Genomic DNA, 25,220 nt, shown 5'->3' with positions numbered 1-25,220 from the left:
GGCTTATGATGGAAGAAAAGGTAGAAGAATTAATTGATATATATAAGAAGCAAATATATTCCTTATGCTATAAGTTAGCAAAGACGAAAGAAGACGCGGAAGATATTTTTCAAGAGACATGGATAAAAGTTTTTTCATCGCGGCACCAACTTTCTTACGTGGAGAATTATAAAAAATGAATTACTACAATTTGTGTTCGTACGTTTTATGATTTTTATCGTAAGAAAAAAAGGTGGAAAGATCGAATATTGGATTTGTTTCATAAAGAGGATGGTGGAGAAATAGATTTCGCAGATGATGTGAATATATCAGAAGAATTTATTCAAAAAGTGGAAGCGGAAATGATACGGGAAGTTATACAGCTATTGAATGAAAAATATAAAACCGTGCTCGTACTCTACTATTATGAACAATACTCTTATAAAGAAATGAGCGAAATATTAAATATACCGATTGGTACGGTAAAGTATCGGCTTAATTATGGGAAAAAGAAAATGCGAGAACATTTGGAGGGGTCCGTTCATGAAGGAAGATAAATTTGAACAGAAAATAAAGAGCAGTTTAGCAGAAGAGATAACTCCAAGCGAAGAGCTAATATATAACACGAAGCAGGGCGTGCGAAAGGCTCAGAAGTTAGAGAGGAAATGGATGATTTGTATTCATACCATTTGGATTGTTTTGCTAACAATTGTTATAGAACAATTTGTCACTCATTTGGATTATAAAATTCCTATGTTAATAGCCATTGTGATTATGATGCATGTATACATTCCGATATATGTTGTAATACAGTCATTTTTAAAGAAGGAGTATAAATTACATGAATGAGTTCGCTAATCCGTTTGTACTATTTGAAGTAGCTGGAGTGACGATGTTTTTAGCTTTTATAGCACTTTTAATATGTGTTGCATCATGGGTATATACAGATGCTAAAGCACATCAAATGAGTAAAGGATGGAGTGTCTTAGCGGTTATATTTCCATTTTTTATCGGTTTTTTGTTATATATGGTAAGAAGAAGTAAAAAGAAAGTTGAAGGAGAATATAAGATGAACTTTGTTAAAAAACAGAAAGTAACATTAGTTGCGATATTGGCAAGTACAATGTTTGTATTACTTAGTGGTTTTGCTTTTGCACAAACGTTAAATGACGCGTGGAAAGCAGGAGATATATATTTAGAAAATGAGAAGCAAGGGGAGACAAGTTACGAGGCGAAATTCTCATCATGGGATATTGCCGGTAAAGATATTGAACTTCAGTATGAGAAGGACACAGAAGTGACATTTTCTTATGAGACAGATGCAAAACGAGGGAACTTATGCTTTAGCGTGTATGAAAGACGAGGAGAAGGTATAAAAGAGTTAAAGGAAATCTGTGAATCGAAAAAAGGTAGTTTTACAGTTACTTTAAAAGCAAATGAAGAGTATGTATTGAATATAAGTGGATTAAAAGTGAAAGATGGATTCGTAAAAGTGAATTGGCAAGAGAAATAAAAGGGGCCCTATAAAGGACCTCTTTTTTATTGAATAGTATAAGTAACAGAAAAACTAACAGGACTATAGTAAACGTAAGGTGCATGAAATTGAACATACATATTTCCATCTGTTTTTGCAGTGAAAATTCGGCCGTAACCATCAGAATAACGTCCAATTAGGTTATGATTTGAGTCATAAACACTGTAACTAGGAGTTTTGCTGTTAGGATGAATTGTTAGTTCTTGTCCTTTTTGAAGGAAAATAGGTTCTTGTTCAGAACTACCTCCAGTTTGCAAAGAATAAAATTTTGTAAAGCTTTGTTCTTGAGCGGCAGCAGCGACTTTTGTTTCATGAATAAACGCAGTAGCTCCAGTAATTCCTGCTAAAGTTAATGCACCTGCTAAAATCATTTTTTTCATAATAGAAAAAGCCTCCTTATTAGTTGTAATCGGTGTTGTTACAGTTAATATTGTATACGATAATGGGTAGGATAAAATATGCTTTTATGCATATATATTTTTTCTCAATAAAAGACCACTGATAAAATCAGTGGTCTTTTAAATGATTAAGCAGCTTTCTGTTCAGTTTGAGGAACAGGTTTTTGAAGCGAGTTATAAACTCCTGTTCCGATAACGTCTAATGCCATTCTCATTCGTTCAGGTGAAATGTTTTCTAATACGTTATCTTGAGGTGTATGGTATACCTTCTCAATATGATAGATTAATGGATTCCAACTATCGACACCCATCCAAATGAATAGAGCAGCAGGAATACCAGCTTCAGCAAATGGAACATGATCACTAGAACCGAATTTACCTTGTAGGACGAGGTCATTATTTAGTTGTTTACCTGCTTGCAAGGCAGCGTCTGTTACAAAGTTTGTAGAGCCATCAGGTGTCATAGCGTATAAATTCTTTGCTTTATCATAATTTGTTGCAACCATGTCGGCGTTAAAGACACCTAAAATACGGTCGCGTTCTTTCTGGGATAGACTATTCACGTAATAATCCGAACCAAGTAATCCAGTTTCTTCAGAACCAAAGGTAATAAAGCGAATTTCTTTATCAGTTTCTACATTTTGAAAAGCACGAGCTAGTTCTAATACTAATCCAGTTCCAGAAGCATTATCATTTGCGCCAGGTGCTCCGACAACACTATCATAGTGCGAGCTTACAACGACTGCTTTCTCATTACCTGTACTCTTTTTTGGTTTCTTTTTGGCGATAACATTTAGAGATGTTAATTTAGATTCATGTCTCGCTTTTAGGGAAAGAATTGTTGTCCCTTTTTTAGCGAGTTCTTCTTTAAATGCATTTCCTTGCGCATAAGCAAGACCAAAGACAGGGATAGACTGCTTTTTCGTTAGGCGGGGATTGAAGGTTTGTCCATAATTTCCGCGTCCGCCAATTAAACTGTATAAAAGAACACCTTTTGCACCTTTGCTAACAGCATTTTCAACTTGTTTATTATAGTCTGTAACTGTCGTTCCTCTTTCAAATAAAACAATTTTACCGTTTACTTCATTTGGAATATCTTCTAATTTTGTCCCACCTTGAACAAAGATAAGGGGAGCTGTAACAGCTTCTGTAGAAATGAGTGCATTAGGAGCAGCACCAGCTTGCCAATTACGTTTTGTTGATAGTGGTGATTCAATGAATCCAACGTATTGATCGGGCACCTGAAATGGTTGATATTCTACGTCATAGCCCATTGATTTAAGCTGCATACCAATGTAACGAGAAGCCCATTCTTCGGATTTTGTTCCACCGGGGCGAGGACCAATTGTTTCAGATAAGAAACGAACATGTTCAATCGCGCGGTTTGGATCAATCTGTTTTGTAATAGATGGAGTTTGTGTAACCTCTGACGTGGAATCCGCTTTTGCTTGCCCAATTGGAGCTAAGCTAACAGCGAGTGATACAGCAAGCAAAGAGCTTACTATTTTTTGTTTCAATGATTTTCTCATTTTTTCCTCTCCTATTCTTCTATTCTCTGTGACTGACAAAAGAAGACGGATAATGACTTTATTTTACCTTCGAGTCTTTTGTTTTTCAATATTCTGACATTGAGAAATAAAAACAATATATGCATATTTGCATATTTTTGAGGAAGATATGTATGCTATCATTTTAAACGAAGGTTCGCTTTCTACTCTGAAAGCTCCTACATTGCATGAATCTAGTGTACCCAAACTTTAGATTATGTAGAGAAATGGAACCACTGTAGGGTTTCATTTCTCATGTTTGAATCAGTTGATGGTAATTATGTTTCCGCATTTCATAATTATTATCAGTGATATATGTAAGGCATCCATATGAAAATAAGAGGCTGTTCAAAGGTTTTCCGTACTTTTGGGCAGCCTCACCCCGTTAAAAGGACGATACTTTATGTATCGTCCTTTTTGTATAAAAAAACATCCAATCAATTGAGAGATTGATTGGATGTGAAAAAATTATTAATAATTTTTTTTGCGTTTTGTAGCCAAAATACTTAATAATCCAGCTAGTAGAAGAAGGATACCTACTGTTTGTGTAGGGTCTTCTTTATGACCTGTATTTGGAAGGTGTTTATCCGTATTTCGATCATCTTGCTGTTTGTTATCTGTTTTATTCGATGTTTCTTCGGAAGTTCCGTTTTCGTGTTTCTCAGATGTTTCATTGCCTTTGTTCTCTTCTTTATTTGGAGGAGTAACTGGCTTGTCATCTCCACCTGACGAAGATTCAATCTTTTTATTTGAAACTGTAATTTGTAGTGGTGTAGCTTGGGCTTTATCAATTGTAAAGTTTATTGGTGATGCATCTAATTGATAGCCTTTAGGAGCCTGTGTTTCTACTAATTGATAATTACCAGGTTTCAAATCATTTACGATTACTTTTCCGTGTTGGTCTGTTTTTAAACCTTCTCGGATGATTTTTCCATCTTGGTCTAAAATATTGAAAATGGCACCTTCAAGTGTTCCATGGTGATCAATATCAACTTTAGTTAACTCAATTGAACCTGTTGTTAAACTATTTAAAGCTGTAACAGAGGTAATCTGAGATTGTCCTTTCGTAATTGTGAAAGGAATTGGTTTAATGTTTAAATCATAGCCAGTTGGAGCTTTCGTTTCAATGAACTGATAATCTCCCGGACGTAAATCAGAAACAGAAATCTTCCCATCTTTATCAGTAGTTAAATCAGAACGAACATCCTTGCCGTCCATATCTACAATTTTAAAGATTGCTCCTTCAAGAGTAGTACCATCGATGTCATCAACTTTAGTTAATTCAACTGCGCCTTTAGTTAAGCTGTTAGTAGCAGTAACAGAGGCGATTTTTTCTTGTCCTTTTTTAACTGTGAACTTAATAGGTGTTTTGTTTAAGTCATAGTGTTCAGGAGCTTTCGTTTCGATAAACTCATAGTCTCCTGGCGGTAATTCATCCACAACTAAACGGCCGTTTTTATCAGTAGTTAAATCGGTACGAACATCGTGTCCATCCTTATTAACAATTTTAAATACTGCACCTTCAAGTGTTGTGTTTTGCTTGGCATCATCAACTTTAATTAACTCAACACTACCTTCCGTTAAGCTATTAATAGCTGTAACGAAGACATGCTTTGTTTGACTTCTTTCGATTGTGAACTTAATTGGTTCTTCATTTAAGTCATAATGTTTAGGAGCTTTTGTTTCAATAAATTGATAGTCTCCTGGTTGTAAGTCTTTAGCGATGATTTTTCCGTCTTTATTGGTAACTAAATTCGTACGAATGTCGTTACCGTTCAGATCAGTAATTTTAAATACCGCACCTTCTAGCATTTCTTTCTTATCTATAGAGTCAACTTTCGTTAATTCCACGCCACCTTTTGTTAGGCCATTCTTAGCAGTAACAGAAGTGTGAGTTAGTTGACTTCTTTCGATAGTGAAGCTAATAGGTGTTTTATTTAAATCGTAATCTTTCGGAGCTTTCGTTTCAATGAATTGATAGTCTCCTGGGCGTAAGTTCGTAGCAGTAATCTTACCATCTTTATCAGTAGTTAAATCAGTGCGAACAATTTTACCTTTCGCATCGATGATGTTAAACACTGCATCAGAAAGTTTTGTATCTGGATTTATATCATCCACTTTTACTAATTCTACAGCACCCTCAGTTAAGCTATTTGTAGCAGTAACTTGGAGCTTTTCTTTTTGGCTTTTCTTAATTGTAAACTTAATAGGTGTACTATCTAATTTATAGTGTTCAGGAGCTTTCGTTTCAACAAACTGATAGTCCCCAGGACGTAAATCAGAAACAGAAATTTTTCCGTGTACATCTGTTGTAAGCTCAGTACGAATGTCGTTACCATTCAGATCAGTAATTTTAAATACCGCATCTTTAAGAGCAGTACCCTCTACATCATCCACTTTAGAAAGTTCCACAGCGCCTTTCGTTAAGCTATTTGTAGCTGTAACGGAGATAGGATCAGCTTGGCTCTTTGTAATTGTGAATGGAATCGGCTCTTTGTTTAAATCGTAGTGTTTCGGAGCCGTTGTCTCGATGAATTGATAATCACCAGGACGTAGGTCAGAAACGCTAATTTTACCTTGTTGATTCGTAACAAGATTTTTGCGAATTACAGTACCATTCATATCCACAATTTTAAATACTGCGCCTTCAAGAGTAGTGCCATCGACGTCATCCACTTTAGAAAGTTCCACGCCGCCTTTTGTTAAACTATTTTTCATAGTAACGGTAGCAATATCTTTTTGGCTTTTTTCAATTGTAAATATAATTGGTTTTTTGTCTAAATCATAGTGTTCAGGAGCCGTTATTTCAACGAATTGATACGTACCAGGACGTAAGTTTTCGATAACGATTTTACCTTCGCTGTTTGTTTTTAAATCTGTTTTAAGTACTTTGCCATCTTGATCTAGTAAATTAAATACCGCATCGGCAAGTTTTGTTTGAGTGTTTAAATCATCAACTTTAAGTAATTCGATACTACCTTGTTTTAAGCTATTTGTAGCAGTTAAAGAAATAGCTTTCTTCTGTCCTTTTTCAATAGTGAATTTGATTGGTGTTTCATCTAAAACGTAATGCTTCGGAGCTTTCGTTTCGATAAATTGGTAATCACCAGGACGTAGGTCGTTAATTTCGATTATTCCTTGTTCATTTGTAACAAGGTCTTTATGAACTACATCACCATTCATATTAACAATTTTAAATACTGCATCTTTAAGAACAGTGCCATCAACATCATCAACTTTAGCAAGTTTAACTGCACCCTTTGTTAAAGCATTTGTAGCAGTGACATGAAGAGTTTCAGTTTGGCTCTTTTTAATTGTAAATACGATAGGATTTTTATCTAAATCGTAATGTTCAGGAGCAATTGTTTCAACGAATTGATACGTACCAGGACGTAGGTTTTCAACAACAATTTTACCTTCATCATTTGTTTTTAAGCCTTCTTTAACTAGCTCTCCGTCTGCATCTAATAAATTAAATACGGCGTTAGCAAGTTTTGTATTTATATCAATATCGTCAATCTTTGTTAGTTCAACGCTACCGTTTTTCAAAGCATTTTTGCCTGTAACATTGATCTCTTTCGTTTGACTTCTTTCAATTGTAAATGGAATCGTTGTTTCATCTAATACATAGTGCTCAGGAGCTTTTGTTTCAATGAACTGATAGTCTCCAGGGCGTAAATCAGAAACAGAAATTTTACCGTTTTTATCTGTAACAAGATTCGTATGAACTTCCTTACCATTCATATCAACAATCTTAAAGATTGCACCTTCGAGCATCGTACGATCGATGTCGTCAATTTTTGTTAATGTTACTGCACCTTTCTTTAAACTGTTAGTAGCAGTAACAGTAATATTCTCTTTTTGACTTTTTTCGATAGTGAATGGAATAGGGTCTTTGCTTAAGGTATAGTCTTTTGGAGCTTTTACTTCAATAAATTGATAGTCTCCAGGACGTAAATCAGAAGCAGAAATTTTACCGTTTTTATCAGTCGTTAAACCTTTGCGAATTACCTTTTTAGTATCATGAGCGTCAACGATTATAAATTCTGCACCTTCAAGAATAGTGCCATCAACATCATCAACTTTTGTTAAAGTGACGCCACCTGTAAGTAAACTGTTTTTTACAGTAACAGGGATAGGAAGATCTTCCTTACTACCTCTTTTAATTGTGAACTTAATAGGTGTTTTGTCTAATTTATAATGTTCAGGGGCTTTTGTTTCGATAAATTGATAATCCCCTGGTGCTAAATCAGGAATAACTAATACTCCGTAATCATCTGTTGTTAAATCTTTCATAATTTCTTTGCCAGTTGCATCTTGCAATGTGAATACAGCGCCGGCAAGAGCTTTACTACTTTCCACATCATCTTCTTTAATAAGTTTAACTTTTCCTTTCGTTAAACTATTTTTAAATGTAAGTGGAAGGAGTTTTTGTTGTCCTTTTTCGATTGTAAATTCAATTGGTTCTACATTTACATCGTAATAAGTTGGAGCCTTTGTTTCGATAAGCTTATAGTTACCAGGACGTAAGTCATCTACAACTAGCATTCCTTTACTATTCGTAACAAGGTCCGTACGAACATCTTCATTAGTATCTCTATTAACGATTTTAAATACTGCACCTTCAAGTGTTTCTTTTTCATCTGCAGCATTCACTTTTGTTAACTCAATACCGCCTTTTGTTAAGCTGTTTTTAGCGGTAACAGTAGCCTGAGTTGTTTGACTTTCTGTAATCGTAAATTTAATTGGTTTTGTATTTTTGTCGTAATACTTCGGTGCTGTTACTTCGATAAATTTATAATCGCCAGGGCGTAAGCCAGTAGCGATAGCTTTACCATCTGCACCAGTTTTTACATTTTTGCGAATAACTTTCTTTTCATCATTTGCATCAACAATTTTAAATACAGCACCTTCAAGAGCTGTACCATCGATATCATCAACTTTTGTTAATTCAACATCTCCTGGTTTTAAAGCATTTTCAGCTTTCACAAGTAGAGTTTCTTTCTGACTTCTATCGATTGTAAATTCAATAGGTTCTGCTCGTAAAACGTAATGTTCAGGAGCAGCTATTTCAATAAATTTATACGTACCAGGACGTAGGTTACTAACTTTAACTTTACCATGTTTATCAGTAGTTAAGTTAGTGTGAGGGGAAACGTCATTATTATTTGTATCGACAAGTTTGAATACAGCACCTTCTAGTGGTTTTTTCTCACCAAACTCATCAACTTTTAATAATTCAACCTCGCCCGTTTTTAAGCTGTTATTTGCCGTAACAGTAGCAAGAGCTTGTTGGCTTTTATCAATTGTAAACTCGATAGGGTTTGTACTTAACGTATAATCCTTAGGAGCTTCTGTTTCGATAAATTTATAAGCACCAGGCTCTAAATCTTTAACGGTAACTTTTCCATCTGAACCTGTTTTTATATTTTCACGAATTACTTGTTTCTCGTCATTCGCATCGACAATTTTAAATACAGCACCTTCAAGGGCAGTGCCATCGACATCATCGACTTTCGTTAAAGTGACACCACCTTTAATGAGGTGATTTGTCGCTGTAACAGTAAGTGCTTTCTTTTGACTTTTTATAATTGTAAACTCAATTGGTTTTTTATCTATGTCGTAATCTTTAGGTGCTTTTTCTTCGACAAATTGATAGTCTCCAGGGCGTAAATCTTTTGCTTCGATTTGTCCTTGATCATTTGTCGTTAATTTTTCATATCCACGAATTACTTTGTTATATCGATCGCGTACACTGAACTCCGCACCTGCTAAAGTTTTTCCAGCTTTATCGAATTTTGTTAAAATGGCCGATCCTGGAATCAAACTGTTTGTTGCAGTTCGGTTTATTACTGTTGTTTGATCTTCTTTGATTGTGAATTGTATAGGTGTACTGTCTAATTTATAATGCTCAGGAGCAGTTGTTTCTTGTAAGTAGTAAGTTCCTGGTTTTAAATTATCTACAGTAATTTGTCCTTGATTATTTGTTGTTAATTTTTCGTGTTCTGAAATTATTTTTTTGTCTTTATCAAGTAGTGTGAAAACGGCACCTTGCAGTGTGACGTTTTTATTCAGGTCATCAGACTTTGTTAAAACTACTTTACCGACAAACTTCTTATTTGCAAGTTTATATGTTGTAGTCTCTTGTGTACCAAGTTCAACAATTTTCCCTTGTTTTAAATCCCAGCTAATTACATAGCCTTCAGGAGCCTTTGTTTCTTTTAATAAATATTTATCGCGTTTTAAATTATTAAATTTAGCGATACCGTCTTTGTCTGTTGTAATTTTACGGATAACAGTTTTACCTGTACGATCGTATAAAGTAAATTCTGCCCCAGCTAATAGTGCGTTCTTATTGTCGTTATCTACCTTTATAATTTCAAGGTTTCCACGGCCTTTAGTAGCAGATCCTCCGCCTGAACCAGAAGACATTCTCACTTCAATCGTTTCAGTAGTTTCTGTGTTTTTAACTGTCAACTTATTGCCTGTGATTTTCGCTTTATTACTTACTTTTTCTTTATCGTCTGCATTAATAAGTGAGCGATATTCTAAAATATAAGCTCGATCAATTTTTTTCAAGAAGGCAATTTCGAAATGTTGCTTTCCGGTATTATTGTCTGTTGTTATTTTGAGTTTATAGTCTGTTCCTTCTTTTAATTCGTTTACTGTATCTTTTGTTAAATTTCCATATGGATCAACAGTTGTAGGATATAAGTGGAATGAATCTTCCACAATTACCTGATTTTCGGTTGGATCATCTGTTACAACGGCATCTGCAATGGTTGATTGGCTTTCGTTAATTGCGATACTCCAATTAATATAGTTGTCGTCTTGCACAGCTTTTTTAGTAACGAAGCTGCCACCTTTATTTACTTGAGTGTCACCTGTAAGGGTGTTTACGATTTTAGAGCCATCTTTTAAATCTGCCTCGTTTTTGTAGGTGCCTTGGATAAGTTCACCATCAAGGCTTGTTTTAAAGATAATATAGTAAGGTGAATTAATTGATTGTTTGAAATGAACCTTTAGGGTGTTTTTATTTTTCTCTGTAGGTTCTTCAAGTTCATATTTCTCAGTTGGTACAGCATTACCAGGTTGTGCATTATCAGGATTTCCATTTAGAATCATATCGCGCACTTCAATGGATCCAGGCACTAATTTTTGTTTATCTTGTATTACGTCTATAACATAAGGATCTTTAATCTCAACATTATTATAGTTAAAGCCTATTATCCAAGTAATTTCCTTCGTTTGGGCGTTATAAGAACCGTATTTATAACCATTTGCCTTTGTGAAAGTATCAGGATCGAAATTAGCTTCAACTTTATTTGATTGTGGATTAGAATCCGTATCTATCCAAGAAAGGTTACCTGTATTTTTAAATGAAGTTTTACCACTTTCTAGCTTTGTATAATCAAAGTCTGTCGTATATTTTACGACTAATGTCTTTGTCATATTAGACTGATACGTACCTATAAGAGTAATTTTGAAGCCTTTATCTGTTACATCTAAAACATAGTCAGTCCCAGCTTGAAGGGTATAATTTCCGTCTTTAATTTCTAGTTTCTTATCTTTTAATTGTAATCCACCATGATCAAAGGTGTCCGTAATAATCGCGTTGCTTAATGGATAGTTGTTATTATTTACTATAATTGTCCAAGTTGTTGTTTTGTCTTTATAATTTGTTTCAGCTTTATTATTAGATTTAATAATATTTTGCTGCTTGAAGCTAGCTTCATTTTCTTTACTTGAATCATTATCAGCTGTAACTTTATTTTTTACTTTTCCATCTTCTATAACTTTATTAGTTGGCTTGGTTTTATAGGTAATCACATAAGCACTATTAATATCATCATTAAACTGTAAATCGAATCCATTCTTCTTGTTATTTACAGTGTAATTATTAACAGCGTCTCCTGTTACAAGCGTTCCTTTTTCATTATATGAAGCGTTTTTTACAACAATAGAATTTGCATCTAGTTCGTGTGTATCGTCAAAAATATCTTTTAAAATCGCATCAGCTTTTTTGATCTCTCTTTGATCACCATTGTAAGTAATTGTCCACTCAATTGTTTGCGTCTTTGGATCATATTTACTTGTTTTATTTAAGTGTGTACCACGAGAAACCGTTACAGTAGAACTTGCGTTTTGTTGCTTTTGATTATCACTCGTTATCGTAACGTTATTTCGGAAACTTTTAATATTTTCATCAGTAATTTTTGTGGCATATTCGATTTGATATGCTTTATTGATAGAATCTTTGAAAGCAATCTCCAATTTTGAGCCATCTGATGAAATAATATTGTAATCTGTTGGCTCAGCTTCTGCACCACGCGTTACATTCCCATTAACATCAACTTCTAAATAATAAACTTTAATAGAATCTTTATTTAAGCTTGTACCTTGTGGAATGTTATCTTTAAAAACAGCGTTTTTAAGGGGGTCTTTCGTTTTGTTCATCTCTACTTTCCAATTAATTTCATTTGTATTAATTGGTCTATCAGGTAAACCCTTTTTATTCGTAGCTGTTTGTACATTAGGCTTAAAGTCAACTGTAATAGAAACATCCTTATCTTTAATCGGGAAAGGAATTTCTTGTGTTGTTGTACCTTTAATTTCAGCTTTATTAAATTCTGTCTTTAATTGTAGGTTACCAGCAACATCTGGATGCTCTTCAACATAATCGTTGAATGTCATTGTGACTTTTCCATCTTTTGTAACAGTAAAATTACCAATTTGATGGTTTTCACTATCATATAAAGGACTGTTAATTGTATTGTAAATCTTAAAATGTTTAGGAAGATCAAAAATATAGTAATCTCCATTTTTCACATTCATTGATTTTAAAAGTTCCCATGTAAACTCAATATTGGCAGGGGAATCTGTACTTGGACGGTTATCCTCTGTAAATGGTTTTCCGTCTTTATCCGTCAACTTTACACTGGTTAAAATGTTTGTTGTTATTTGCTTTGGACCTGAATTTGTATTCTCAGCAGGGTCGCTTGCTAGCTTTTGTTCTGGATTGTCAGTAGCAATTTTAGCTGCTGGGTTTTGTTCCGGATTATCAGTGGCAGTTTTAGCTGCTGGGTTTTGTTCCGGATTATCGGTAACAGTTTTAGTTGTTGGGTTTTGTTCTGGATTATCAGTAACAGTTTTAGTTGTTGGGTTTTGTTCCGGATTATCAGTAACAGGTTTAGTTGCTGGATCTTGCTCCGGATTGTCAGTAACAGGTTTAGCTACTGGATCTTGCGCTTGTTTATTAGTATCCTGTTTGGTGCTATCTTCTTTAGAGTTTTCTACTTGAACAGGAACTGATATAGGCTGAACCATTGTTCCTAAAGGAAAAGCGATTTGAACTGATTTTTCTCCAGTTTTTAAAGTTGAGTTAAACACGGTATCAACTTTAATTTTTCCTTTAGCGTCTTTCAAATTTTCTACTTGATTATTAAATATTAATTTTAATTTATTATCTTTAGCTGTTATAAAATATTGACCAATATTTTTTTGATCTGTTACTAAATCTCCTTGCAAATCTTTAGATACTTTTAATGCAAGTGGTATTTGAACTATTGCTGTATCATTTGCGTGTGCAGCTTGTTGATCCTTTATTGACCAAGCGTATTCTACTTGAATGATTGATCCTATCTTTATTAAATTGTTAGGATTTTTTGCTTCGTCAATAATATGATTCGTTGCATCTTTCATTTCAACAGTGTCAAATAAGGAATCTCCTGTTAAGGTTTCCGCTTTTACTTGATTGTATGGAAAACTAGCAAGTTGCGAAAATAGTACGAATACAATTAAACATACATTAAAAATTTTTTTCATTTTTCCTCCTCTGAACATTCATTTGTCCATTGGGGACTTATTCCACATGAACAAATGGAATATTAAAAGTATTTGTTATAAGCTATTTATTTTTGCTATCCCTCCGTTTCTATACGCGTTCTCAGACAAACAGGATTATGTTCAAAGTAAAATTGTTTAACGTAAAACAAAATGTATATTTACACAGTTCTATGGAAATATACACAATTCGACAAAAAATGTCGAAAAAAATACTGATATAAAGAATGATATCAGACCTTTATATGTGAGATAGTTTTCATGTATATCTAGTAAAAAAGAATGGTTATAAAGGTAAGTTTTACGATACATACTAACCAATGTAGTGTATCCCTTTGTGAAGGCTTATTTTTGCCTTAAAGTTATGTGGAGATAAAAAGCTAGATAGGGTTGGTTTTGGTCAGAATGAAGACAATATGTACTTTGAAAATAGTCATTTATTTTGTCTAAAGAGAGTTGTGCGATTAGTGGACCGAAGTTGAAAGATGATAGTTTCTTACATTGTTAGAGGAATATAAGAATTACAGAATATTCGACTAACACGTTACTACGGTCATTTTTGAGACTGTTTAAACAATAAGAAAGAAGGTGTTTTTAGTTACAATATCTTTTTAGTAAAGATAAGCTTAAGTAACCTCCGCTAAAGATTATATACTTAAATGATAAAGAGTTCAACAGTAGTTCACATATTTTCCCAAAAATAAAAACGGCTGTTTTATGTGGAATAAATCTACAAAACAGCCGTTTTTGGTATTAGATTTCTGTTAAAATTATTGGTTCGCCGCGCGTTACGACAACCGTATGTTCACATTGTGCAACAAGACTTTTATCAGGTGTAACGAATGTCCAGCCGTCGTCACCACGTTCAATAATATGATCAGCTTTCATAGAGATGAACGGTTCTACAGCGATAACAAGACCGTCTTTTAAAAGCGCATTATCCATTGGATCATAGTAACTTAAAATGTGATTTGGTGCTTCATGTAAGCTAAGACCAATGCCGTGACCAGTTAAGTTTTGAATAACATTGTATCCACTTTTATGTGCGAAGTTTGAAACAGCACGACCAATTTGATTTTGTTTTGAGCCAGCTCTAACCTTTTTCATTGCTGCCCAAAATGCATCAACTGCTGCTTGGCAAAGCTTTTCTTTTGCTTCGTCTTCTCCAAGAACAAATGAGATACCTGTATCTGCATAATAGCCATCAAGTGCAGCAGATACATCGACGTTTACTAAGTCGCCTTCTTTTAATACGCGATCTCCTGGAATACCATGAGCAACTTCCTCATTTACACTAATGCAAGTTACACCTGGGAAATCATATTCTTTTTCAGGTGCAGAAATAGCACCATGCTCATCTAATACTTTTTTACCGATCAAATCAAGCTCTTTCGTTGTCATACCTGGCTTCGCTTCTTTTTTCATTTCTTCACGTGCAAGCGCAACGATGCGGCCGATTTTTCGTAAGCCTTCTAAATCTTGTTCATTACGAATAATCATGAAAACCACTGTCCTTCCTCGAATATATATCTTATCCGATTGTATCATGTTTATTTTCGTCCTGCTACTCGCTTGCGGTATGCGGGTTGATTCCTCTCATAAAGAATACATGACAATTGTCATATCGATGTCATGACGCATCATACTGTTTCCTAAGTTTTCCAAGTAATACAATGTAAATATAAGAAACAGCGGGGGTGGAGAGATGGAAAAGATTATTGAAGTAAATGGTGTTTCTAAAACATTTAAACATAAAAACGCAGTAAATAATGTTTCATTTCATGTAAATAAAGGGGAAATAGTAGCGTTACTTGGTCCGAATGGTGCGGGGAAAACAACGACGATGTCGATGATGCTTGGATTAAAGGACCCGACAGAAGGTAAGGTCTTTATATTTGGAAAGAGTCCAAAGCATAGAGATGTTCGTAATAGCCTCGGTGCGATGCTGCAAGAAGTAAGTGTCATTGATAGTATTACGGTGGAAGAGGCAATCGAGTTATTCCGTAGTTATTATACGAATCCTATAGCGAAAGAAACGTTACTGCAGCTATCAAATTTAGAATCAGAGCGAAAGCAAAGATGTGAGAAGTTATCAGGTGGGCAAAAAAGAAGGTTGAATTTTGCGCTTGCACTTGCGGGAAATCCAGATTTGTTATTTTTAGATGAGCCAACAGTCGGAATGGATATTACGTCTCGAAGAATGTTTTGGGAAACGATTCGAAAGTTAGCAAGTGAAGAGAAAACAATTATTTTAACGACGCATTATTTAGAAGAAGCAGATGCTTTAGCAAATCGTATCTTATTATTTGCGAACGGAAAGATTATCGCAGATGGTACACCAGACGAAATGAAAGCGACGATTTCGCGAAAAACAATCACATTTTACTCGAAGGAAAGCATTCCTACAAAATTACTAAAGGAATTACCAAATGTAACAGAAGTAAAGTCAAGCGAAGGACGCTTCATTTTAACAACGGAGGATACGGATGCAACTTTAAAAGCCATTTATCAAAAGAGTTTACCTGTAACAGATGTTTCAGTTGAACGTGGAAGTCTTGATGAAGCATTCGAACAGTTTGTCGCAAATCAGAAGGAGGAAATCGCATGAGAGCATTATGGATGCAATGCAAAATAGAAATTTTACGTACATTCCGCAATAAATTATTTATCTTTTTCTCATTATTAATGCCTGTTATGTTTTACTACATTTTCACAAATGTTGTTCAAGTACCACAAAACGGAGATGCGTGGAAAGCACATTATTTAATTTCGATGGCAACTTTCAGTATTGTAGGGACTGCACTCTTTAGTTTCGGTGTGAGACTTTCTCAGGAAAGAGGGCAAGGATGGACACATCTTCTAAAAATTACACCGCTTCCAGAGGGAGCATATTTAACAGCAAAAATTATCGCTCAAACAGTAGTAAATGCTTTTTCAATATTAGTTATCTTTATTGCAGGGATACTAATTAATCATGTTGAGTTAACGATAGGGCAATGGATTGGTGCGGGATTATGGTTATTGTTAGGGGTAACACCATTTTTAGCGTTAGGAACAGTAATAGGTTCCATTAAGAAGGCGGACGCAGCTGCTGGCTTAGCAAATATTTTAAATATGAGTTTAGCTATAGTTGGCGGGTTATGGATGCCGGTTGAAGTATTTCCCAAAATATTAAGAACGATTGGTGAATGGACACCGACATACCATTTCGGAAGTGGTGCGTGGGATATTGTAGCTGGAAAATCAATTGGATGGGAAAATATCGCGGTATTAGGAGGTTATTTCCTTATATTTGTTGTAGTATCAATATATATAAGAAAAAGACAGGAAGCGGTATAAATGATAGAGAAGAAGAGGATTGAGATTTTTCCGAAACATATGGGATTCTTCCCGTATATGTGGTTTGTTTATCTATTATTTCCAATTTATCACTTAGCGCAGGCATCAGGATGGAAGCTTGTAATAGGAAGCGGTATGTTGATAATTTTTATCGTCACATACCGTCAGCTTTATTTTGTTCAGAGGACGTTTGTTTTTTGGGCGTGTATTCAAATGGTACTCATCTTTTTATTTGCTTTATTTTATAATCCTTTTATGATATTTTTTGGCTTTTTCACAGCAAGTGCGATGGGATTTGCGCCAAATAAGAAAGTATTTCGAGTGCTGTTATGTTCGTTAGTTATCATGCTTGGAGCATTTTTATTTGTAAATATGAATCAACTAACAACTACAAGTTTAGTAAATATCGTTCCAATGTTTATTTTAATGCTTCTTACGCCATTTGGTATGCGCAATTTTAATCAGAAAAAGATGTTAAGAAATCAATTGGATCAGGCGAACGAGCAAATTAAAGACTTAGTAAAACGTGAAGAACGGCAGCGGATTGCAAGAGATCTTCATGACACATTAGGGCATACGTTATCTCTTATTACTTTGAAAAGCCAGCTTGTAGAGAAGTTAATTGTGAAAAATCCAGAGCGTGCAAGTGCGGAAGCGAAGGAAATTACACAAACGTCTCGTACAGCCTTAAAACAGCTGAGAGAATTAATTTCTGATATGCGTATGATTACGGTAGAAGAAGAGCTAGAGCAAATAAAAGCGATCTTACAAGCAGCTAATATTGAATTAGAAGTGAGGCAAGAAGCAAGATCGAGCTCGTTATCACCAATTGAACAAAATATTGTCGGGATGTGTTTACGTGAGGCCGTTACAAATGTTGTAAAACATAGTAAGGCAACGCGGTGCGCAGTTTCTGTATTAGAATCACAAGGTGAACTGATTTTGAAAGTAGAAGATAACGGAATCGGTTTAACAGATCAAAATCATGATGGAAATGGTATTCGCGGCATGAAAGAACGAATTGCTCTTATTGATGGATTTGTTGAACTAGGTACAATCAATCCAGGGACGTTATTAACGGTAAAAGTTCCAGTTGTTATTAGAACAGGAAAAGATGAGGTGAGGGCATGATTCGAATTATTATTGCAGAAGACCAGCGGATGCTTCGTGGTGCATTAGGGGCCCTGCTTGATCTAGAAGATGATATCGAAGTAATTGGGCAAGCTGCGAACGGGGAAGAGGCGTTAGAATTAATTGAATCGTTAAAGCCAGATGTAAGTATTATGGATATTGAAATGCCGATTCAAAGTGGATTGGATGTCGCTGAGACTTTAAAGAAAGAAAAATCATCATGCAAAGTAATGATTTTAACAACATTTGCACGGCCGGGATATTTTGAAAGAGCAATGAAAGCTGGTGTGCACGGCTATTTATTAAAGGATAGCCCAAGTGAAGATTTAGCGGCAGCAATTCGTAATGTAATGAAGGGGAAACGAGAGGTCTCCCAAGATTTAATGTTTGGCTTATGGCAGGAGCAAAATCCGTTGTCAGATCGCGAAAAGGAAGTACTGTTGCTTGCGAAAGAAGGAAAGACGGCAAACGAAATTGCGAAGGCACTTTATCTTTCGCCGGGTACAGTACGTAATTATATTTCTGAAGTATTAGCGAAGCTTGATGCGAAAAATAGAATTGAGGCAATTACAATTGCGGAAGAAAAGGGTTGGATATAAAAAGAAGGTTACCTATGAGAGGTAACCTTCTTTTTATAATTATTGTACTTCTATTACTTGATTTACTTTTTGTAACGGTTTGTAACCGTGTGCTTCAAATGCCTTTGCAAATTCATTTGATACGGCAGTGCCATATAAATCTTTTGCAGCTTGTACGATATGAGATTGAAGTGATTCAAAGTCTTCAGCGGAAGTTGCATAATTTTGCAATGCACGCATAACAACTTTACTTACTTTTTCATTTCCTTGTTTTTGAACAGCAACACCGTTATATGTTTTACCTTCAGCTAATTGATATAATACGTGACTGATAATACCAGAATTCACGTGTGATTCTTGATTATTACCATCGTTATAGAAATCTTGTAAATTTGTATATAGTTTATGACCGCCGTCACCAATTTCCCTTGGGATATCACGAATTGTTAGGCCACCTAATGTATCGCCCATAATCCAGTTTCCTTTATCTTTCTTTACGTAATATTCGATTTGTGTACCCCAGAAATCTGCTAATCCCTCGTTTAGTGCAGATGTTTCAGCGCTTGGATATCTCACGACTTTATTTTTCGTCGTGCCACTGAATACAGCATGTCCAAATTCATGAGCTGTTACATCAAGAGCGGATGTTAGTTTTCCGTCTAAACCATCACCAAATACCATTTGGTTCCAAGCGGGATGCCAAAATGCATTTACATAGTCTTCTTTTACACCATCACTAACTTCAGTAGAATCAAAACCGTGTACACTAGCAACAACTTTTGAATCTTTATTGTCGTAACTTTTTAGATTATGTTCTTTCTTAAAGTAATCGTAAATATCACTCATGTTCTTCATAGCGCCCGCGGCTTCTTTATCTGCAAAATTAGGAGTACTACTTGAAATTAGTGTCCCTGGATAACCAGCTTGACTATATCCTCCGAGGGAATCGGCGTAGTTTGCATTATAAATATAAATACCATTTCCGCGTGATAAATCTGCTAAATAAAACTTCCCATCAGTTCCTTTGGCAATATTGAAAGAGATGTTTTCTTGAAGTGCATTTTTCCCAGTTCCTTGCTCACTTGCAGGGGATAATCTAGGTGATGTTACTTGATTTATAGTCTTATTCTCTTTGTTTTTAATGAATTTTTCTTGGAAAAGTACTTCGCCAGTTTTTAAATCAACGATAGCATTGCCGTTTATAATTTGTTCATTGTTTTCATAAGTAAATGTAATAACAGTTGCGAATGTATAATAGCCATCTTTTTTCTTGTAAACAACGGTTTCGCTAGAGAATTCTGTCTCAACTGCATCACTTGGAATTTGAACTATATCGCGTAATTTAGATTTTACTTCATTTTTCGACAAAAAATTTGTTATAGTAAGATTAGGTTGTTGATTTAAATTTTGAACAACTTTACCACTAACAGTTGTGATTACTCCATTTTTATCTACTTTTACAATGAGATCTTGGCCATATATTTTATAGTTTTTATATGTTTGTGCAAGGCGAACTTCGGTTTGATTTTCTTTGGTTTCTTTATTTGTAGGTTGGAAATCTACATTTTTTTCAGTAGTGACTTGTTCTTGTTGAGCTTTCGCCCCATTTACCTCACCTTTTAAATACTTTTTAGCAATATTTTCTTTCGTATCATTTTGAGGTTGTGTTAATTTCCCGATTGTTAAACCAGGCTGAGCAATTTCAACTTTGACTGCACTTTTGTCTAATTCTTGAGCATGAATAGCTTCTGTTGATAAAGGGCAAAGAAGACCGAATGTAACGAAAGCACTAGCAAGTTTTCTATAATTCATCTATAACACTCCTAATCTATTATTGTATGTGAGATGAATTGTATGAAAAATTTGCCGAATTTTATATATATTATGCATTATTTCATATCAAAAATTGTCGAATTCACATTATTGTAGTGGTATGACAACTCAAAAAATTAGATTGTTCTAATGGGATGGTGAGTAAGTATGCACGCAGAAAAATTAGGAAGTGAAATTAAGAAAATTAGGGTGATGAGAGGATTAACACAGAAACAGTTATCCGATAATATATGTCATCAATCGGAAGTGAGTAGAATTGAATCGGGTGCGGTATACCCAAGTATGGATATATTGCAAGGTATCGCAGCAAAATTACAAGTTCCTATTATTCATTTTTATGAGGTACTCATTTATTCCGATATTGAAAGAAAAAAACAGTTTAAAGATCAAATCATTATGCTTTGTAAGCAAAAGAAATATAAAGAAATTTATAATAAAGTATGGAATGAGCTGAAAAAGGAAGAATATCATCCTGAATTCCAGCAATTTCTTCAATGGCAATATCATGTAGCAGCTTACATATTAAAGAAAATCGATTACGAATATTGTATTTTAGAATTAAAAAAATTGTTAAATCAACAGTTAGCTGGAATAGACGTATACCAAAATCTTTATATAGAAAATGCGATTGCAAATATTTATGCTGAAAATAGCTATTTTAAGAAGAGTATTGAGTTATTTGAAGATATATTAAAACAATTAGAGGTATTGCATGATAATGAAGAATTTGAAGTGAAGGTAAGATATAATCATGCGAAAGCATTATATTTAGATAATCAATATGAAGAGTCACTTTATCAAGTAAATAAAGCGATTGAAATATCATGCCGAATTAATAGTATGGCATTAATTGGACAGCTATATTATCAAAGAGGTGAATGCCTAGGGAAGTTGGAGTACGATAGGGCAGAGGTTGAAGATGCATATAAAAAGGCAAGCTTCTTTTTTGATATATTAGAAATGCATACATATAAAGAAGCGCTCGTAAATAAGATCAGCAGATAAATATCCTAAAAAATGGGTATGCATAATTGCATATAATAGATATAAATTTTCATGATATATTAAAATAAAAAATGTGGGTGATGGAATATGAAGAAATTACTTATTGGTAGTTTATTAACGTTAGCGATGGCATGGGGTATTTCATTAGGCGATACGGCATTAGAGAAAAGCCATATAATTTCTCATAACGATCAAGAGGTACAATTAGCTAAAGATTTACCTTTTGAATATTAAAAAACAACCGTCTTACTTAGGCGGTTGTTTTTTTATGGAGTAACATCCAAACGTCTTTACTAGAAACAGGTTTGCTAATAAAGAATCCTTGAATGTGATCACAATTTTGTTTATGTAAAAATTCCCATTCTTCTTCCGTTTCTACACCTTCTGCAATCACTTCTAAATTTAGTTGTTTTGATAGTGTAATAATGGAAGAGACAATTGCTTCTTCTAAAGGGCTAGTTGTAATTCCACAAATAAACTCTCGAGCGATTTTTAATGTGTTGATTGGATATTTTGTTAAATAAGCTAAAGAACTATAACCAGTTCCAAAGTCGTCGATTGAAATTTGAATACCGAGATTTTGAAGTTGTTCTAGTTTTGCAACTACAGATTGATTTTGATTAATTGCGATGCTTTCCGTAATTTCAATATCTAGTGCTTCTGGTTTCAGTTCTGTTTCTTCCAATACCTTTGAAATAGTTGGGATTAAATCTGCATGGTTAAATTGAACAACAGATAAATTTACACCAACTTTTAAATGAGAGAAACCTTGATTATGCCATCTTTTTGCCTCTAAACAAGCAGTACGTAAAATCCAATTGCCAAGTTCAATAATAAAACCAGTTTCCTCTGCTAGAGGGATAAATTGGGCAGGAGATACGATACCGAGTTTTGGATGCTTCCAACGTATTAATGCTTCAAAACCGATAATTTGTTTTGTTTTTGTGCTTACTTGTGGCTGGTATTCAAGGAAAAATTCATTTTGTTGTAATGCTTTTGAAAGTTCACCTTCTAAGAATTGAATTTCATTTTGAGCGATACTCATTTCTTTTGAGAAGAAAACAAATCTGTTTTTTCCATTTGCTTTCGCACGATACATAGCCATATCAGCATTTTTCATTAACTCATTTACATCAGTTCCATAATCAGGGTACATCGCAATTCCGATACTTGGTGTAATAGAAAGTTCTTCGCCTTGAATGAAGAATGGTTTGTTTAAAATAGTTAAAATCTGTTCAGCTATAAAAATTGCACTTTTTTCTGAGTACATTTCTGGTAATAGAATTGTAAACTCATCTCCACCTTGGCGAGCGACGATATCTTTTGAACGCAAGCAACCGCGTAATCTTTTTGCTACTTCAATTAATAATAAATCTCCAACGTCATGGCCAAGTCTATCGTTAATTTTTTTAAATCGATCTAAATCAAGGAATATGACGGCGACATCATTTGCGTTAGTTTGGGCTGTATTTAAAATGGCTTTTAAATCTTTTTCGAACTTTCGACGATTTGGTAATCCAGTAAGTGCATCGTGAAAGGCTAAATGTTCTACTTGTTTTTGTTTTTCATATAAGGTGGTAATATCACGTGCTATCCCAAACATTCCGACCACTTCTTTGTTTATAAAAGTAGGGATAAGTGTAATATGGAGATAATAATAATAGCCTTCTTGTTCTTTTGTACGAACTTCTAACGTTTGTGGCCTACCTTCCTTTGTAATTTGTAAAGCCTTCTTTAGTAGTTCGTGGTCTTTTGAATCAATGAAGTGTACCAGAGAATAGCTTGCCACTTCGCAATAATAGGCAGTAAATAAGCTTTCGCACGCCTTATTAGATTGTTGAAAAATGCCATTCATATTTAAAGAGAAAACGGCATCGGGATGGTCCTCGAATAAAGATTTATAACGTTGTTCACTTTTTGATAATGCAAATGCACCTTCTTCAACTTCGTCCTCTAGTTGTGTAGTCAACTGTTCATATGTATGAATTAGTGCTTGATTATCTTTCCACATGTAAAGTTGCCGCAAGAATAACAAAATAAGTGATAATACGAGACCGATTAACATGAATTTATCATCCCAAGGTTGAATGATAATAAAAGAAAAAGTAATAATTATACTAAAATAAGGTAGTATAAAACGTACATAATCGAATCGATAATATTTTGTTTTCGTTTCATGCTGCATTGGTTTATCTAAAATATATAGTATGGAAGAAAGTCCAATTAATAAAATAGAAGCAGTGTGTATTAAATAATTAATTTCAGCAGAAGTTTTCATTCCAAAATTCAATTGAAACAGATGAATATAACCGTATACGAGTATAATAGTGAAACCGATAATTAATGCAATTCTACTAGAAGAATATTGTTCTCTTCTATATAGGCTAATAACGGCGTAAATTACTAATGATTGTGCAATGAAATACCCAATTAAAATCCAAGTATCCTTTGTTAACATGCGGAAGCTTGAAAGGTCTAAGATAAAAGTTAAGGTGAAATAAATGTTCATAATAATAATAAAGATGCTATCGAATGAAAATTGAGAAAGCCCCTTAATAGAATAATTTTTTATAAACTTTATAGCAAATCCAACAAAGAGCAAAATATATTGTATGATAAAAAAAGGTAATGCTTTATATGAAAATATAGATTGATCATGTATAGAAAGTGAACTAAGAAATAGGGTTATCTCCATAACTAACCCACATAGGCAAGTACATAGTAATAAAATCCAAAATAGTTTATCGCTGCGTTTCATTCTCTTAATAGCTTTATATAAACAGTGACAAGAAAAAAGTGCAGCGAAACAGAATAAGAAAAGAATTCCAATCTCCTTTATATGCGATTCATTTGGAATAAAGAGTATCCAAAGAGCAAATATAGATATGTATATTATGACAAATTGTACATATTTTTTTTGATTAATCATATTATGACTCCGTTTCAATAAAGTTGAATCTCGAGGGAATGCTAATTTAAATAATAGCATATAAAATAGGATGTTTTTTACTATAAAAATTACTTTTTTGAAAAAATGGTGCAAAGTTACAATTTACCACTGTAACATTGCACCACTTATTCTTTTAATTCCTCTTATAGCAGAAAGTTCATCTATTAATTGGAATAGTGCTAAGTCTTTTTGTTTACTTTCAATCATAATATCGAAATTATGATTGTGTTTTTTTGCAATGTGTAAGAAAGGCTTAATAAACTCTAAATCGATATATTCAGCATGAGCCCTAAATTCTTTTTCCGATCTCGGGGAGGAAATGTGAACTTTAGGAGAGATATTTGTATGTGACCAAGTTTCAAAAATTGCAGGAAGCAACTCTTCTAGTGGTTCCTCGCAAAGATTGGCCATATGATGATGATAATCAAATACAAATGGAATATTTTCTTTTTGGCAAATGGATAAAGTTTCAGCGGTTGTATAGGTTTTATCATCATTTTCAAGAGTCATTTGTTTTTTTATATGTGTAGGAAGTTTTTTTATGTTTTCATGGAAGCGCTCAATTGCCTTTTCTTTATTTCCATAGGCTCCACCTACATGAATATTAATGTAAGAAGAATCTGCAATGCCTATAGCATCCAATATTTTATAATGATAAGTCATATCCGTAATAGCGTTAGTAGTAATATGTGGCTTGTCGCTTGTAAATAGCGTAAATTGATTTGGATGAAAACTTATTCGTAAATTGTGTTCTTTAATTAAAGCCCCTATTTTACGCCAAAGTGGTGTGAATACCCCAATATAGTCAAACTCGACTTCGGGATGTGTTGCAAGTGGGACGATGGAAGACGATAGGCGATATAGTGGGATTTCATGCGCTATATTGTAATGAAGGATACGTATTGTGTGCTCTAAATTTTGCCTTATAACATGGTACAGTTTGTCTTCTCGCTCTTGCTTGCTGAGTTTCTTAAAGCTTGTAAACGTCATTGTTTTGGCAGGAGAACAGTCCCAGAGTGCCATTGCATGTGAGACATATCCAAACCGTATAAGCATATGAGATACACCTCTTTTATTCATTGT

The 25,220-nt window shown here is 34.2% G+C and carries 15 protein-coding genes and 1 pseudogene; 9 read left to right on the top strand and 7 right to left on the bottom strand.

The genetic code is table 11. The features are described from left to right. Positions 1-8: 8 nt before the first annotated feature. From M1D73_RS27270 to M1D73_RS27260, 3 genes and pseudogenes are all read left to right on the top strand, one after another. A pseudogene (locus M1D73_RS27270) lies at positions 9-536 on the top strand (RNA polymerase sigma factor). Continuing rightward, entirely contained in the window at positions 523-828 is a 306-nt protein-coding gene (locus M1D73_RS27265; protein ID WP_098212630.1) for an anti-sigma factor, read from the top strand. Before M1D73_RS27270 ends, M1D73_RS27265 begins: the two are co-directional and overlap by 14 nt. Then, entirely contained in the window at positions 821-1,492 is a 672-nt protein-coding gene (locus M1D73_RS27260; RefSeq protein WP_001001598.1) for an ECF-type sigma factor negative effector, read from the top strand. Before M1D73_RS27265 ends, M1D73_RS27260 begins: the two co-directional genes overlap by 8 nt. A gap of 26 nt (positions 1,493-1,518) precedes the next feature. Here the strand turns inward: M1D73_RS27260 and M1D73_RS27255 are convergent, their stop codons facing one another. From M1D73_RS27255 to map, 4 genes are all read right to left on the bottom strand, one after another. Then, on the bottom strand, positions 1,519-1,893 hold the full coding sequence (locus M1D73_RS27255; RefSeq protein ID WP_098212629.1) for a hypothetical protein: 375 nt from the start codon (positions 1,891-1,893) through the stop codon (positions 1,519-1,521). Positions 1,894-2,039: 146 nt separating this feature from the next. Further along, positions 2,040-3,440, bottom strand: coding sequence for a M28 family metallopeptidase (locus M1D73_RS27250; protein ID WP_098212628.1), 1,401 nt, complete (start codon positions 3,438-3,440; stop codon positions 2,040-2,042). Positions 3,441-3,929: 489 nt separating this feature from the next. Next, positions 3,930-13,283 carry a SpaA isopeptide-forming pilin-related protein gene (locus M1D73_RS27245; protein WP_121868353.1) on the bottom strand — a complete coding sequence of 3,118 codons (9,354 nt, stop codon included), beginning with the start codon at positions 13,281-13,283 and terminating at the stop codon, positions 3,930-3,932. A 771-nt stretch (positions 13,284-14,054) separates the two neighbouring features. Beyond that, positions 14,055-14,849 carry a type I methionyl aminopeptidase gene (gene map / locus M1D73_RS27240; RefSeq protein WP_047792083.1) on the bottom strand — a complete coding sequence of 265 codons (795 nt, stop codon included), beginning with the start codon at positions 14,847-14,849 and terminating at the stop codon, positions 14,055-14,057. Between the two features lie 157 nt (positions 14,850-15,006). Here map and M1D73_RS27235 point away from each other — a divergent pair, with 157 nt between their 5' ends. Genes M1D73_RS27235 through M1D73_RS27220 form a run of 4 tightly spaced genes read left to right on the top strand, consistent with a single transcriptional unit; the run spans position 15,007 to position 18,370 of the window. Further along, positions 15,007-15,909 (top strand): ABC transporter ATP-binding protein, encoded by a 903-nt coding sequence (locus M1D73_RS27235; protein WP_098212626.1) that lies wholly within the window; start codon positions 15,007-15,009, stop codon positions 15,907-15,909. Next, the gene (locus M1D73_RS27230; protein WP_121868352.1) at positions 15,906-16,640 is read left to right on the top strand and encodes an ABC transporter permease; all 735 of its coding nucleotides are present in this window, start codon (positions 15,906-15,908) and stop codon (positions 16,638-16,640) included. The genes M1D73_RS27235 and M1D73_RS27230 overlap by 4 nt, the downstream gene beginning before the upstream one ends. Next, positions 16,641-17,771, top strand: a complete 1,131-nt coding sequence (locus M1D73_RS27225; RefSeq protein WP_000570607.1) for a sensor histidine kinase — start codon at positions 16,641-16,643, stop codon at positions 17,769-17,771. Beyond that, complete coding sequence (locus tag M1D73_RS27220) at positions 17,768-18,370, top strand: response regulator transcription factor (protein ID WP_000619237.1); 603 nt, start codon at positions 17,768-17,770, stop codon at positions 18,368-18,370. Before M1D73_RS27225 ends, M1D73_RS27220 begins: the two co-directional genes overlap by 4 nt. Before the next feature lie 39 nt (positions 18,371-18,409). Here the strand turns inward: M1D73_RS27220 and M1D73_RS27215 are convergent, their stop codons facing one another. Then, complete coding sequence (locus M1D73_RS27215; RefSeq protein WP_001109506.1) at positions 18,410-20,161, bottom strand: M4 family metallopeptidase; 1,752 nt, start codon at positions 20,159-20,161, stop codon at positions 18,410-18,412. 168 nt (positions 20,162-20,329) lie between these two features. Between M1D73_RS27215 and plcR the strand changes: the two genes are divergently transcribed. Further along, on the top strand, positions 20,330-21,187 hold the full coding sequence (plcR, locus tag M1D73_RS27210) for a transcriptional regulator PlcR (RefSeq protein WP_098212624.1): 858 nt from the start codon (positions 20,330-20,332) through the stop codon (positions 21,185-21,187). Between the two features lie 87 nt (positions 21,188-21,274). Next, positions 21,275-21,421 carry a quorum-sensing peptide PapR gene (locus M1D73_RS27205; RefSeq protein WP_000734730.1) on the top strand — a complete coding sequence of 49 codons (147 nt, stop codon included), beginning with the start codon at positions 21,275-21,277 and terminating at the stop codon, positions 21,419-21,421. 16 nt (positions 21,422-21,437) lie between these two features. Here the strand turns inward: M1D73_RS27205 and M1D73_RS27200 are convergent, their stop codons facing one another. Together M1D73_RS27200 and uvsE are read right to left on the bottom strand one after the other, a co-directional pair. Further along, positions 21,438-24,116: a DUF4084 domain-containing protein gene (locus M1D73_RS27200; RefSeq protein WP_002184091.1), complete on the bottom strand. Its 2,679-nt coding sequence runs from the start codon at positions 24,114-24,116 to the stop codon at positions 21,438-21,440. Between the two features lie 123 nt (positions 24,117-24,239). After that, entirely contained in the window at positions 24,240-25,193 is a 954-nt protein-coding gene (gene uvsE / locus M1D73_RS27195) for a UV DNA damage repair endonuclease UvsE (protein ID WP_011110499.1), read from the bottom strand. Positions 25,194-25,220 lie beyond the last annotated feature (27 nt).

The organism is Bacillus sp. PK3-067 (genome assembly GCF_056738645.1).
This window is presented reverse-complemented; position numbering and strand designations above follow the sequence as displayed.

Excerpts from the sequence above, each read along its gene's own strand:
- M1D73_RS27265 (WP_098212630.1), top strand. The coding sequence starts at position 523 with ATGAAGGAAGATAAATTTGAACAGAAAATAAAGAGCAGTTTAGCAGAA.
- M1D73_RS27260 (WP_001001598.1), top strand. The coding sequence starts at position 821 with ATGAATGAGTTCGCTAATCCGTTTGTACTATTTGAAGTAGCTGGAGTG.
- M1D73_RS27255 (WP_098212629.1), bottom strand. The coding sequence starts at position 1,893 with ATGAAAAAAATGATTTTAGCAGGTGCATTAACTTTAGCAGGAATTACT.
- M1D73_RS27250 (WP_098212628.1), bottom strand. The coding sequence starts at position 3,440 with ATGAGAAAATCATTGAAACAAAAAATAGTAAGCTCTTTGCTTGCTGTA.
- M1D73_RS27245 (WP_121868353.1), bottom strand. The coding sequence starts at position 13,283 with ATGAAAAAAATTTTTAATGTATGTTTAATTGTATTCGTACTATTTTCG.
- map (WP_047792083.1), bottom strand. The coding sequence starts at position 14,849 with ATGATACAATCGGATAAGATATATATTCGAGGAAGGACAGTGGTTTTC.
- M1D73_RS27235 (WP_098212626.1), top strand. The coding sequence starts at position 15,007 with ATGGAAAAGATTATTGAAGTAAATGGTGTTTCTAAAACATTTAAACAT.
- M1D73_RS27230 (WP_121868352.1), top strand. The coding sequence starts at position 15,906 with ATGAGAGCATTATGGATGCAATGCAAAATAGAAATTTTACGTACATTC.
- M1D73_RS27225 (WP_000570607.1), top strand. The coding sequence starts at position 16,641 with ATGATAGAGAAGAAGAGGATTGAGATTTTTCCGAAACATATGGGATTC.
- M1D73_RS27220 (WP_000619237.1), top strand. The coding sequence starts at position 17,768 with ATGATTCGAATTATTATTGCAGAAGACCAGCGGATGCTTCGTGGTGCA.
- M1D73_RS27215 (WP_001109506.1), bottom strand. The coding sequence starts at position 20,161 with ATGAATTATAGAAAACTTGCTAGTGCTTTCGTTACATTCGGTCTTCTT.
- plcR (WP_098212624.1), top strand. The coding sequence starts at position 20,330 with ATGCACGCAGAAAAATTAGGAAGTGAAATTAAGAAAATTAGGGTGATG.
- M1D73_RS27205 (WP_000734730.1), top strand. The coding sequence starts at position 21,275 with ATGAAGAAATTACTTATTGGTAGTTTATTAACGTTAGCGATGGCATGG.
- M1D73_RS27200 (WP_002184091.1), bottom strand. The coding sequence starts at position 24,116 with ATGATTAATCAAAAAAAATATGTACAATTTGTCATAATATACATATCT.
- uvsE (WP_011110499.1), bottom strand. The coding sequence starts at position 25,193 with ATGCTTATACGGTTTGGATATGTCTCACATGCAATGGCACTCTGGGAC.